General features: G+C 40.3%; 9 protein-coding genes and 2 pseudogenes. All 11 read right to left on the reverse strand.

Annotation, left to right across the window (positions count from 1 at the left end; genetic code table 11):
- Positions 1–2 precede the first annotated feature (2 nt).
- A pseudogene (locus tag LGB01_06175) lies at positions 3–844 on the reverse strand (2-oxoglutarate ferredoxin oxidoreductase subunit beta).
- A gap of 1 nt (position 845) precedes the next feature.
- On the reverse strand, positions 846–1,982 hold the full coding sequence (locus tag LGB01_06180) for a 2-oxoglutarate synthase subunit alpha (protein MCB4753786.1): 1,137 nt from the start codon (positions 1,980–1,982) through the stop codon (positions 846–848).
- Positions 1,982–2,314 carry a 4Fe-4S binding protein gene (locus LGB01_06185; GenBank protein ID MCB4753787.1) on the reverse strand — a complete coding sequence of 111 codons (333 nt, stop codon included), beginning with the start codon at positions 2,312–2,314 and terminating at the stop codon, positions 1,982–1,984. Before LGB01_06185 ends, LGB01_06180 begins: the two co-directional genes overlap by 1 nt.
- Before the next feature lie 166 nt (positions 2,315–2,480).
- Complete coding sequence (locus tag LGB01_06190; GenBank protein ID MCB4753788.1) at positions 2,481–2,759, reverse strand: heavy-metal-associated domain-containing protein; 279 nt, start codon at positions 2,757–2,759, stop codon at positions 2,481–2,483.
- Positions 2,760–2,926: 167 nt separating this feature from the next.
- The gene (gene sucD, locus LGB01_06195) at positions 2,927–3,799 is read right to left on the reverse strand and encodes a succinate--CoA ligase subunit alpha (protein ID MCB4753789.1); all 873 of its coding nucleotides are present in this window, start codon (positions 3,797–3,799) and stop codon (positions 2,927–2,929) included.
- Positions 3,799–4,974: an ADP-forming succinate--CoA ligase subunit beta gene (gene sucC, locus LGB01_06200; protein ID MCB4753790.1), complete on the reverse strand. Its 1,176-nt coding sequence runs from the start codon at positions 4,972–4,974 to the stop codon at positions 3,799–3,801. Before sucC ends, sucD begins: the two co-directional genes overlap by 1 nt.
- Positions 4,975–5,154: 180 nt before the next feature.
- Positions 5,155–6,552, reverse strand: a complete 1,398-nt coding sequence (gene fumC, locus LGB01_06205) for a class II fumarate hydratase (protein ID MCB4753791.1) — start codon at positions 6,550–6,552, stop codon at positions 5,155–5,157.
- Between the two features lie 12 nt (positions 6,553–6,564).
- Complete coding sequence (locus tag LGB01_06210) at positions 6,565–7,509, reverse strand: malate dehydrogenase (GenBank protein MCB4753792.1); 945 nt, start codon at positions 7,507–7,509, stop codon at positions 6,565–6,567.
- A 3-nt stretch (positions 7,510–7,512) separates the two neighbouring features.
- Entirely contained in the window at positions 7,513–8,484 is a 972-nt protein-coding gene (locus LGB01_06215; protein ID MCB4753793.1) for a malate dehydrogenase, read from the reverse strand.
- Positions 8,485–8,788: 304 nt separating this feature from the next.
- A complete protein-coding gene (locus LGB01_06220) occupies positions 8,789–10,972 on the reverse strand; it encodes an NADP-dependent isocitrate dehydrogenase (protein ID MCB4753794.1) in 2,184 nt (727 codons plus the stop codon).
- A gap of 242 nt (positions 10,973–11,214) precedes the next feature.
- Positions 11,215–13,945: pseudogene (gene dnaE / locus LGB01_06225) on the reverse strand (DNA polymerase III subunit alpha).
- Positions 13,946–14,285 lie beyond the last annotated feature (340 nt).

Raw genomic sequence — 14,285 nt, forward strand, 5'->3', positions numbered from 1 at the left:
CCTTATATCTTTTTCTTAAAGTCATCTTGCGTAATAGGACCTCTTAGACCCTGATGTACTTTCTGTATCTCTTTATACATATCACAATATTCATTGACTTCTGTATCTTGTTTTAAGATTCCCGTAGGGAGGAAGTTTAGCTTCTCCTCTTCCGGAAGAGCATCATACTTCTTCTTGGAAATTGTAATAGAATCAATCCAGTCAAGATTTGCCATAGCAGACTGCATTTTATTCTTTCTACCAAGATTGATATGGCAGTTAGACATTGCTTCAACATAAGAAAACCCTTTGTGTTGCATTGCCTGAAGTAATAATTTTTCTAATTTCTTTGGTGCTGTAACATTCTCTCTTCCAACAAAAGATGCGCCTGCAGCAATAGCAAGCTCACATCCATCGAATGTTGGGTCAATATTACCTGCCTTTTGAGAGACTGTCCACATACCCTGAGGTGTTGTTGGAGAAGTTTGAGAATTTGTCAGACCATAGATAAAATTCTGAATAATAATTAGTGTAATGTCAATATTTCTTCTACATCCATGGATCGTATGGTTACCACCAATGGCAAGACCATCACCGTCACCTGCTACACTACGCTGCAGGCGCATCTTTGTTGGAAGAGTGCTACCGTTCTTCCATGGGTAGTGTGTACCGTATTGAAGTCAACATAGGAAGAGAATCTTCCTGAACATCCAATACCAGAAACAACACAAACATCATCTTTTTCCCAACCGAGCTTCTCAATTGCACGGATAAAAGTTTTCAAAATAACCCCATCACCACAGCCCCAACACCATAGTGTTGGCATTTTTTCCATTCTTAAATAATTATCATAATTAAATGCCATCTTAAAGCTCCTTTACTTTTTCAATAATATCTGCAGGAGAGAAGGGGCGACCATTTGTTTTTGTCAACTTTTCAATATCTCTTCTACCCATACATCTTTGTACTTCTTCAAGGTACTGACCTTGGTTAAGTTCTACAGCAAGAACCTTGTCAAACTTCTGACCAAGTTCATACATGCGCTCTTCTGGGCTTGGCCAAATAGTAATAGGTCTGAATAGACCGGCCTTAATTCCTTCTTTTCTAAGCACATTGACTGCCTCTTTGATAGCCAGCGAAGCCGATCCATAACCAATTAAGAGAATGTCTGCATCATCAATCATATATTCTTCATTACTTTCTATCTCGTCTCTATGATCATCAACTTTTCTGAAGAGTCTATCAATTAGTTTTCTACATGTTTCAATCTCTTCTGTTGGAAATCCCATTGCATCATGGTGTAACCCAGTAAAATGGTATCTATATCCTGTAAACATAGGGTTAAGCACTGCAGGCTCATCCTCTGCAACTCCATACGGCTTATAGTCTGCTGCATTGCCTTCAAATTTTTTTCTTGGCTTAATCTCTGCTTTTACTACTTCTGGTGTTGGAATCATTGCTTTACCGTGCATATGCCCTAATGTCTCATCCAACAGAACAAATACTGGTTGCATAAATCTATCTGCAAGATTAAATGCTCTAACTGTTTCAGTATAGCATTCTTCCAATGTTCCTGCACATACAGTAATGGACTTGTAGTCACCATGGCTCGGATTCTTCGCCTGAGCAACATCACCCTGTGCAACACGTGTTGGAAGACCAGTTGATGGTCCCCCTCTCATAACATTAATTACAACCAAAGGCACTTCTGCCATCTGTGCTAGACCGAGATTCTCTGCTTTGAGAGAAATACCTGGACCTGAAGTAGCAGTCAACGTTCTTAAACCTGCCATACCCGCACCAATTGCTGCAGCAACCCCTGCAATTTCATCTTCCATCTGAATTGCTGTACCACCTATTTTAGGAAGTAGGTCAGAAATTGTATGCATTACTTCACTTGATGGTGTAATAGGATATCCACCAAAAAACATACATCCTGCATCTACTGCTGCAATAGCAGCAAGGTCATTACCTGTTGAAATAATTTCTCTTGTTGCTGACATTAGTTCGCCTCCTTGTACTCGTCAGGTAATCTATACCCATTATTTCTAATTGCTTCCTGTCTTACTTTTGAAGAATCAGTTAGTTTTGCAAATTTGTATTCTTTTTTTTCTGCCACATAGATTGCAAAATCTGGACAACAAAGTTCACACTCATTGCACCCAATACATGCCTCAGATGCAATGACGGAAATCATTGCTCCAAGTACTGAAGTTGCTTCAGGCTTCATTGCAAGAACACCTGCAGGACATGCATCCACACAAATATCACAAGCTTTGCAACGATCCGTGTTCACCCATACGGAAGTATTTTCTGGAGCTGCCATTACTGCCATATTTTCCCCTTTTTATTAAAAGTTTTTCGTGAGATCATTTAAGAGATATATCCCTTATTCACTAAGTAGAGGATAGCTTACTTTTCGTAATGTTGCTATGAATAAGCTTGAATTATTGGAAGCATAAGGGGTGTTGTTACCATTTGAAGCAACACTTTTTTACTTTTTATTGATTTATTTTTCCAATTGCACAAGAGATAAAACTTTTGGCTTTTGCTGACCCACTTTCCATAAAACCCATTTTTTCACCCACAAAAGGATATCCCATCTCTTTTAATATTTTTGAGAGTGTTTCTATTTGGCTTTCTTCAATATCAAGCATAATTTGACGTGGCTCTTTTTCAAGATCAACCTCTACTTCACCAAAAAGTGGACGTAGTTTCTCTTTTAAGGTATGTGCACATCCACCGCATTTAACGTTCTGTACCTTGAATGTCTGTATCATTTTGTTACCTTTTTTTAGTATATAAGGGGAAATTCTTTTTTAAGACTGAACAAAAATATTCAATGCCTATAGGTGACTTGATTTACTAAAGATTTAGAGGTTATTTCAAAGGAGATTATTTCCAGTCAAGTGACTGAAAAACTCCTCCGAAGATTTAGTGAAGAAAGTTACCTGGAAAGAACCTCTTTGACAGCCTTGCCAATCTCTGCTGGAGAGACTACAACTTTTACACCTGCTGCCTCAAGTGCATCCATTTTCTCTTTTGCTGTACCAGCACTTCCTGAAACAATTGCACCTGCATGTCCCATTCTTTTACCTTTAGGTGCAGTCTGTCCTGCAATAAAAGCAACTACTGGTTTGGTAATGTTCTCTTTGATAAATTTTGCTGCTTGAATCTCAAGATCTCCACCAATCTCTCCAATCATTACAATTGCTTCTGTCTGAGGATCTGCCTCGAACATAGGAAGAAGCTGTTTGTAACTCAAACCGATAATTGGGTCACCACCAATACCTACTGCAGTAGTAATACCATAGCCCTCTTTGACTACCTGATTTGCACCTTCATAAGTAAGTGTACCAGACTTGGAGATAAGACCAACATTTCCTTTCTTAAAAATGTTTCCAGGCATAATCCCAATTTTACATTCTCCAGCAGTAATAACACCTGGGCAGTTAGGTCCAATGGTCATCATGCCATGTTTCACTGCATAGGCTTTTGCCATCTGCATGTCACGTACCGGTGCGCCTTCTGTAATGATAACAGCAAGCTCAATACCTGCATCTGCTGCTTCCATTACAGCATCAGCAACAAATGCAGGTGGAACAAATACCATAGAGACAGTTGCGCCTGTTGTGTCAACTGCATCTTTCACTGTATTAAAAACAGGCTTTCCAAGATGCTTCTGACCACCCTTATTTGGTGTTACACCACCAACAATATTTGTTCCATATGCCAAACACTGTTCTGCATGAAATGTTCCTTCGCTTCCCGTGAAGCCTTGCACTATGACTTTTGTGTCCTTGTTTACCAAAATACTCATTATAGCCCTCCTTTTGCTGCTGCAACCGCTTTAGCCGCACCATCTGCCAGGTCTGTTGCAGGAATGACATTATCAATATTTGCATTTTTCAAAATCTCTGCTGCTTCAGGAGCATTGGTTCCATCAAGTCTTACAACAACAGGTACGCTAACATCAACCATTTTTGTTGCCTCAAGAATACCATTCGCAATTCTATCACAACGTACAATGCCACCAAAGATATTGACAAAAATTGCCTTAACCTTTGGATTTTTGAGGATAATCTCAAACCCTTTTGCCACTGTCTCCGCATTGGCTTTACCACCAACATCAAGGAAGTTTGCTGGTGTTCCACCCATATAGTTAATCGTATCCATGGTACCCATTGCCAGCCCTGCACCATTGACCATGCAACCAATCTCTCCATCAAGTGCAATATAACTCAATCCGTAACGCGCTGCTTCTCTCTCATCAGGATCCTCTTCGGAGATATCTCTCATCTCTTCAATTTCAGAGTGTCTGTAAAGTGCAGAGTCATCAAAGCCCATCTTACCATCAAGTGCAAGGAAATTACCACTACCTGTTTTAATAAGTGGGTTAATCTCAATCATTTCTGCATCTTTATCCATATAGACTTTGTAAAGTTTGGAAGCAAAATCCATAAACTTTTTTTGTTCATTTTTATCTGTAATATTAAGACCAAAAATAAGTTCTCTGGCGTGGAATCCCTGAAATCCAATTGCAGGATCAACTACAACTTTTACAATCTTCTCGGGAGTCTCTTCCGCTACTTTCTCAATTTCCATACCACCTTCCGTGGAAGCCATGATTACCGGCATCTCTTTTGCCCTATCAAGCACCACACCAAGATAGAGCTCATCTTTAATGTCTGCACCCTCTTCAATATATACTTTTTGTACCAGTTTTCCCTCAGGACCAGTCTGGTGTGTAACCAATGTCATACCAAGAATCTCTCCTGCAAGTACCTCAACCTCTTCGATAGACTTGGCAAGCTTCACGCCACCACCAAGTCCTCTACCTCCAGCATGGATCTGTGCTTTAACAACCCAAATATTCCCGCCAAGTTCATGTGCTGCTCTCACCGCTTCTTCAGGTGTATTTGCAACAATTCCTCTTGGTGTTGGCACACCGTACTGAGCAAAAATCTGCTTTGCCTGATACTCATGAATATTCATGCAGTCTCCTTTTTTCAATAAGTTTTTACATTATACGCCTACTATAAACAATAAGTGATTAATTGCATTATCGTAGAGGGTGAATTACAGAAAGTGGTAATTTTTTACACAGTTTAGAGGAAGTGGAGAGTAGAAAGATAGCAAAATACTATCTTTCTATCTAAAAATATATCATACTGTTTAGGCTTTAGGAGAGATCATCTCTTTGGGCTGAACATACTTCTCAAACTCCTCTTCTGTCAATAAGCCTAATTTAACTGCTTCCTCTTTAAGTGTTGTACCATTTGTATGTGCTGTTTTAGCAATCTTGGCAGCATTCTCGTACCCAATATATGGATTAAGTGCGGTCACCAACATCAGTGAATCATTAAGGAACTTTTCAATCTTCTCTTCAATGGGTTCAATGCCTACAACACAGTTAGTATCAAAGCTTCTCATAGAGTCAGCCAGTAGTCTAACAGACTGGAGAATATTGTAAGCAATGACAGGCTTAAATACATTTAACTCAAAGTTTCCCTGTGATGCAGCAAATCCAACAGCTGCATCATTTCCCATCACCTGCACGGCAACCATTGTAATTGCTTCTGCTTGTGTTGGATTGACCTTGCCTGGCATAATAGAGGAGCCAGGCTCATTAGCAGGGATAGATATCTCGCCAACTCCACAACGAGGACCAGATGCTAACCATCTAACATCATTGGCAATCTTCATCAAGTTTGCTGCCAACGCTTTAAGTGCTCCAGAAAGTACCACTTCTGCATCATGTCCTGTAAGTGCATGGAACTTGTTGGGCTGAGAAACAAACCCATAGTTTTTCTCCATGAAACAATTGAGCTGTGTCGCAACATCCTCAGAAAACTTAGGGTGTGAGTTAAGTCCGGTACCCACTGCTGTGCCACCAATAGCAAGCTCTTTAACATAAACCAATGCATCTTCAATCTGCTTGAGGTTTGTTTCAAGCATTGCTACATAGCCACTAATCTCTTGACCAAGGGTTAATGGTGTCGCATCTTGCAGGTGCGTACGACCAATCTTAACAATATCTTCAAATGCTTTGGACTTTGTTTCAAGTGTCCCTTTAAGTTGCTTAAGTGCAGGAATCAAGTTGTCTGTTACGGCAACCACTTCAGCAATACGCATCCCTGTTGGGTAAGTATCATTAGAACTCTGTCCTTTGTTAACATCATCATTGGGGTGCACCAAATACTCTTTAGTAAAATCACCACCGAGAATCTCTGTGGCTTTATTGGCAATCACTTCATTCATGTTCATGTTTGACTGTGTTCCAGAGCCCGTCTGCCAGACTACCAGCGGAAAATGGTCATCAAGCTCCCCAGAGAGTACACTGTCACATGCCTTTCTAATCGCTTCAGTCTTATTGTCTTCAAGACGTCCCAGTTTATTGTTTACCAATGCACATGCCTTCTTGAGATTAGCAAATCCATAGACAACCTCCATTGGCATCTTCTCTTCACCAATCTGAAAATTCTGTACCGAGCGTTGTGTCTGCGCTGCCCAATATTTAGTTGCAGGTACTTGCATTTCTCCCATTGTATCTTTTTCGATTCTATATTCCATTACTATTTTCTCCTACTTAAAAAATTGGTTTTTCTTGAGTATATTAATACTGTTTTTAATACCGTCTATAGATATTTTAAATTTGGCTACTATCTCCTTATCCAGTACCATTTCAATAATCTGCTCTACACCATTCTTGCCAAGCACAATGGGTACACCCACAGAAACATCACGATAGCCATACTCTCCATCGAGCAACACAGATGATGAAACAACCACCTTGGCGTCATTGAGGATTGCTTCAACCATATGAGCAATTGCTCTACCTGGCCCATAATAGCCTGAAGTACCCAAATGCTCAACAATTTCTGCACCACCATTCTTGGTTCGTTCAATAATCTGTGCCATCTCCTCTTTACTCAATAGTTCAGATATATTGATTGATTCTACCTGTACTTTCTGTGGAAGCGGAATCATATTCTCTCCATGATCACCAATAACCAAGGTACCAATCTGCCCCATACCATAACCAAGTTTTTTATATATCTGGTATGCCATACGTGCACCATCAAGTGCACCAGAGAGCCCAATAATACGATTACGTTCCCAGCCTGTTATCTTGTGAATGATATAGCTCATCACATCAAGTGGATTAGAGACACAGATAATGATTGCATCAGGAGAGTACTTCATGACATCTTTGACGACACTTTTAATAATCTTGGCATTAATCATTAAAAGATCCTCTCGTGTCATATCTCCTTTACGTGGTACTCCTGCTGTAATGACTACAATATCGCAATTACTTATCTCAGCTGGTGTTTCAGCTGCTGTAATAATGGTATTATTAGGTGCATAGTAGGCTGATTGGGCAATATCAATTGCCTTACCTCTAGCCACACCTTCTGTGATATCAAAGAGTACAATCTCACCACACGTCCCCATCATACTCAAACTGTATGCTGCTGTAGCACCAACTGCTCCAACGCCAATAATCCCTACTTTAGGGTTTGCCATAGCCTATGATTTCCCTTCTTTAAGATCATTGAAAAATTTGAGCTTATAGAGTGTATCTATCATCTCTTGTACGGAAGCGACCGAATCTTTAAAACGTTTCTGTTGAAGTGGTTTTAATGTCATATTGATTACCTGCTCTGCACCACCAGAACCAATCATTACCGGTACACCAGAGACAATATCTGAGTAACCATAATCATCCTTAAGCATAATTGCACAAGAGTGTATCTGATTAGTATCTTTAAGAATCGCCTCAACCATAACTGTTGTAGACTTTGCTGGCGCATAATAGGCAGAGCCATTTCCTAAAAAATTTACTATCTCTGCACCACCATTACGTGTCTTGCGTACAATCTCGACAATCTCTTCACTGTCAAGCAGATCTTCAATAGGTACACCCGCTACGGTGGTAAATTTTGGAAGTGGTACCATCGTATCACCATGACCACCCATTACTGTCGCACGAACCTGCCCTGCACCATACTGAAGCTTTTCGTAAATGAAATGTGCCATACGTGCCGCATCAAGAATACCAGCCATTCCAAGTACCCTTTCTCTTGGAAAACCAGTATATCTAAGTGCCACATAGGTCATCGCATCAAGTGGATTAGACACCACAATCACAATGGCATTTGGTGCATACTCCTTAATCATTAATGCATAGTTTTTTACAATATCTGCATTTTTTAACAGCAGATCATCACGACTCATTCCTGGTGTACGTGGTGCTCCTGCTGTAATGATAACTACTTCCGAGTCAGTAAGATCCTCTGGTCCTCTTGCCGCACGTACGATAGTGTGCTGTCTTGCTGCGTTAGCAGCTTGTGACATATCAAGAGCTTTCCCTTTGGCAACATCTTTATTTCGACCATAAAGTGTGACATGGTGGCAGGCACCATTCATTGCCAAAATAAATGCAACAGTCGAGCCAAAATTTCCAGTACCAATAACGGTGACTTTTTTTCCTTTTGCCATTTCTATCCTCTCTTCTATTAGATTTTTATAGGATAGACTTACCAGCAAAACATCATTCATAACTCCACAGAGAGTTATCAAAAATATTTTGTATTGCTAATGAAGCTCTTATCCTATGTATGAAGTGTTTTGGGTATATAGTTTAGCATAATATACGTTACAGAGTACAAATTCAGGCTTTTAAATGTATAAAATGGTAACAAGTGCTACTTTTTTGGATAGATTTTTTAGAAAAAAAAAGGGGGGGGAAACAAATAAACTGTATCACTCCTCCCAAAAAAGATGGGAGAATGAACACCGAGAATTAAATAGCATCAATAATTGCATTTAGCGTTGCAGATGGTCTCATTGCAACTTTTGCTTTGGCATCATCTGGGTGGTAATATCCACCAATATCTTTTGGAGAACCTTCAATCGCAAGAAGTTCGGAAAGAATTTTTTCTTCATTTTTTACCAATGCGTCCAAAACTGGTGCAAACTTTCCTGCAAGCTCTGTATCTACAGTTTGAGCGGAGAGTGCTTCTGCCCAGTAACGTGCTACCCAATAATGGGATGCTTTATTGTCAGGTTCACCACATTTTCTACTTGGCGCCTTATCGTTATCAAGATATCCTTCATTCGCTTTATCGAGTGCCTCTGTCAAGATGCCAATTTTACTGTCATTGGACTTATTGTACTCCATTCTAAGTGATTCAGCCAGTGCGAGGAACTCACCAAGTGAATCCCATCTAAGGTGTCCCTCTGAAAGAAACTGATCAACATGCTTTGGTGCAGAACCACCCGCGCCAGTTTCAAAGAGTCCACCTCCTGCAAGAAGCGGGACGATAGAAAGCATTTTTGCAGAGGTACCAAGCTCAAGGATAGGATACATATCTGTTAGATGGTCACGTAATACATTTCCAGTTACAGAGATGGTATCTTTTCCAGCCCTAACTCTTTCATTGGTATATTGTGTTGCAGCTGTTACATCCATAACCTGTATATCAAGACCTGTGGTATCGTGCTCTTTGAGATACTTTTCTACTTTTCTGAGCATCTGTACGTCATGTGCTCTATTTTTATCAAGCCAAAAGATTGCAGGGTTTCCTGTCAGCCTTGCTCTCTCAACTGCTAGTCTGACCCAATCTTTAATTGGAATATCTTTTGCACGTGACATTCTCCAGATATCTCCTGCTTCTACTTCATGTTTCATCAGAACATCACCATTAGCACCAATGACTTCAACCACTCCATCTTCAGCAATCTCAAATGTAGTTGGGTGGGAACCATACTCCTCTGCTTTTTGTGCCATAAGACCAACATTAGAAACGTTACCCATGGTTGTCACATCAAACTGTCCATTTTTCACACAATCTGCTACCATCTCTTGATGAAACATCGCATAGGTAGAGTCAGGAACGACTGCCACACACTCATCTGCCGCACCCGTTCTGTCCCACTGTTTACCACCTTCTCTTACAACCACTGGCATAGATGCATCAATAATAATGTCATTTGGTGCATTGAAATTGGTGGTACCCTTGTCAGAGTCAACCATAGCGATTCTTGGAGAATCAGAGTCAATCACTGCTTGAAATGCTGCTTTAATCTCAGCCTCTTTCTCGTGTCCTGCTATCTTCTTCTCGAGGTCAGCCATACCAAGATTCGGATTAACTTCAAGCTCTTGAAAGAGGTCTGCATATTGAGTAAATACGCTTTCAAAGAAAACTTCAAATGCATGACCGAACATAATAGGGTCAGAGATTTTCATCATAGTCGCCTTAAGATGAATAGACCATATGACACCTCTCTCTTTGGCTTCATCAATTGTTTTTCTGATAAATGCTCTAAGTGCCTTTGCGGACATAAAAGTACCATCAAGGATTTCACCATCATGTGCTTGGATACTTTTAAGCTCTTTTTTATTAAGCATAATGGTTACAGTTTGTGCCTTTTCGATAGTAACAGACTGTTCATTGCCATAAAAGTCACCATTCCCACCCATATGTGCAACATACGCTTTGGAGTTCTCTGCAAATGGCTTAAGTCTATGTGGATGATTTTGTGCATACTTCTTCACTGCCGATGCTGCACGTCTATCGGAATTACCTTCTCTAAGTACTGGGTTTACTGCGGAACCAAGACAAGTACTATACTTTGCCTGAATCTCTTTCTCTTCAGCTGTTTCGGGATTTTCAGGATAATCTGGGATACTAAACCCTTGAGATTGAAGCTCTGCAATACACTCTTTAAGCTGACCAACAGATGCAGAAATATTTGGAAGCTTAATAATATTTGCCTCAGGCTTAACCACAAGCTCTCCTAGTTTTGCTAGTTCATCTTCTGCAAGACCCATGGCTGCTAATACTCGTGCCGCAAGAGAGATATCACTCTGCTTGACATCGACACCGACTGCATTTGTAAATTTCTCTACAATTGGTAGCAGTGAGTAGGTTGCCAAAGCTGGCGCTTCATCAATTTTTGACCAAATGATAGTTGGTTTAGACATAGTCGATTCCTTATTATTTAAGTTGTTTTGTAAAGGGATTCTAACACAGTTTCAATCATGGAAAAATGAATCAAATCGTTTTTACTAAGTTATATGAATTTCTGTTTCTATTTTACCCAAAAATAACGTATCACATACCTTCTAAAAGGGTGGGTGGGTGCCATATTCAGGCATATCACTTCAAATATATTCAAAAGTGTATTGTATGCTCCTCATGGTAACAGGGTAGCTCTATTTTTATCTTAATTCTCTACAGACAATGGCTCCTCTTTATAAATACCCAGTGCTTTGGCCTCTTCGAGGATCATTTCACTCACCTTATAACGACTCTCAATAACCACATCAGCAAGTTTAGATTTAATATGAAGTTCCAATGGGTACTTGCCAGGATAACGCTCCACCAAACACATCAACGATTCTACTATCTTGCTATCAGGCATCAGATTAACTGCCAAAATAAGTGGTGGCTGTTCAGACTCAGGGGTATGATGCTGTTCTTTTTTAACATTAACTTTTATCTTATTTGCATCTTTGAGTGATTCAATCTTAAGAATATTCATACGGGTAAAATCCCTGTCTTTGGTAATCTTGACCTTAAAAGCGATGGGTTTAGTGATATCAAAGTTCTCCTCAAGCTCCTTAAGACGGTTTTCAAAAAGCATCAATTCGATGTTTCCATGCAGATCCATAATGCTGGCAATACCAAACTTATTCCCTCTCTTAGAAATCTTCTCTGTAATACTCTCTATTTTTCCAATAAAAAGTACTTGTGATCCATCAGCAAGGTCATCTATCTCAGAACTCAGTGTATATTCAATATCTTCAAGTGTTTGGCGATATTTATCAAGAGGATGTCCAGAGACATAGAAGCCTAGAGACTCTTTTTCCATCTCTAAAATCTCCATTGCCTCAAACTCCTCCATCTCTTTAAGCTGAAGCTGCACACTGGTCATCTCTTCACCTTCTCCAAAGAGAGACCCTACTGCCATTTTCTTGGCTTCCCCTGCCTTCTTCGCTGCCTCAATAATCTCATCTATTTGGGTGAGCATTGCTTTTCGGCTATAGCCAAAACCATCAAATGCCCCTGCTTTAATCAGTGATTCAACTACCTTTTTGTTTACTTTGCTTTGGTCAATACGAGAGATAAAATCACTCAAGTCTTTAAATGGTTCATCCCCTCGTGCTTCTATAATGGAGTGGATAGCAATATCCCCTGCTCCCTTAATGGCCGAAAGTCCAAAAATAACTGACTCATTTTCTTCAATATGATGTGCTTCAAACTCCTGTCCCGAGCGGTTAATATCTGGTGACAAAAGCTTAATATTCATACACTTAAGCGCATCAACATACTTGACAACCTTGTCAGTATTGTTCCGCTCAAGGGTCAGCATAGCTGCCATAAACTCAGTAGGATAGTACAATTTTAAAAATGTGGTATAAAAGGTAATCATTGCATAAGCTGCCGAATGCGATTTATTGAAGCCATAACCAGCAAATTTAACAATCAGATCGAAAAGCTCTTCTGCCTTTTTAGGATTAAATCCTTTCTCCTGTGCACCCTTAGAAAACTCTCCTTTGAGCTTATCCATCTCCTCTTTAATCTTCTTTCCCATTGCACGTCTTACAAGGTCTGCTCCACCAAGTGAAAAGCCCCCAATTGTCTGCACAATCTGCATGACCTGTTCTTGGTAGACAATAACCCCATAGGTTGGTTTCAAAATTGGTTCAAGCTCAGGAAACATATAGGTGATTTTTGCGCGTCCGTGCTTACGCTCGACAAAGTCATCAAGCATTCCTGATTCCATGGGACCAGGACGATAAAGTGCAAGCATCGCAACAATATCTTCAAAACGTGAAGGCTTCAGTTTTTTAGCAAGATCCTGCATTCCTGCCGATTCAACTTGAAAAAGCCCAAGTGTCTCACCTGTTGAAATATATTCATATACCTTAGGGTCTTCAATATTCTCTTCAATAAAATTGATACGTTTTCCATGACGCTTCTCAACCAGCTTCAATGCCTCTTCAATGATAGTAAGGGTCTTGAGTCCAAGGAAGTCAAACTTGATAAGATCAACATCCTCTACATACTTTCCACTGTACTGCGTTGCAAGTGTATCAAGCCCTGTGGGCTTAAACAGTGGTGTTTTCTGCCAAAGTGGCTCATTACCAATAACCACACCTGCTGCATGCGTACCTGCGTTACGGTTGAGCCCCTCAAGTGCCAACGCATATTCCCATACACGCTTTGCTTGTGGATCTTTTTCAAGCAACTCTTTAATCTTGGGTTCTTTTTCATAAGCGTTCTTCAGGTCAATACCCAACTCATCAGGAATGAGTTTTGCCATCGCATCAGCTTTGGCATATGGCATATCAAGCACACGGGCAACATCACGAATAACCCCTTTTGCCAGTAATTTACCAAATGTAATAATCTGCGCAACATTAACCCGTCCATACCGCTCTACCACATAGTCGAGTATCTCCTGACGGCGTGCTTGACAAAAGTCCATATCGATATCAGGCATTGATACACGCTCAGGGTTAAGGAAACGTTCAAAAAGTAGCCCGTAGGGTATGGGATCAATATCGGTAATCTTTAATGCATAGGCCACCAGTGACCCTGCTGCCGATCCCCGTCCTGGTCCTACTGGTATGCCCATATCTTTTGCAGCCCTAACGAAGTCCCAAACAATAAGCATATAACCAGGAAACTTCATATTGTTTATGATGTCTATCTCTACCTGCAAACGGTCACGATACTCTTGATGTCTCTCTTTTGAAATAATTTTTAAACGCTCTTCTAATCCTCTGCGGGACTCTTCGGCAAAAAGCACCTTGTCATTCTCAAGCGAATACTCCACTTCAGGTTCAGGCAGCATCAAGCCAATATCTTTGGCGTGCTCTCTGGCAAACTTGAAATTAGGTGGTGTAGGGTCTCTAGTTTAATTTCAAAAGATTACACTTATTTATAAGAACTCCGTCAAAGTTGGGTTCTTTAGCTATTTCAGGAATATCTAAAGTTCTACCATCTCCGCTGGGATTTCACATAAAATTCATGTACTGAATGGCGTAGACGATTAGGGTCATCATAGAGTTTATTCATTGCAATACACATGAACGCTTCATGTGCATCGGCATCTCAGACAGTAATTTCATTGGTTGCAAATAATCTTGATGCCTTGTCTCTATAGCAGCTGAGGTATCATCTGTTTGTCAATGCTATGGTTGATCCTCACTCATGACGTATAATTTCGTAGAAGTCATCCCCAAAGACTTTAAAGTAGTGCCACCTGTTTGCCTCTTCTCAGATCCT

The sequence above is a fragment of the Sulfurovum sp. genome (assembly GCA_020525365.1).
Taxonomy (GTDB): domain Bacteria; phylum Campylobacterota; class Campylobacteria; order Campylobacterales; family Sulfurovaceae; genus Sulfurovum.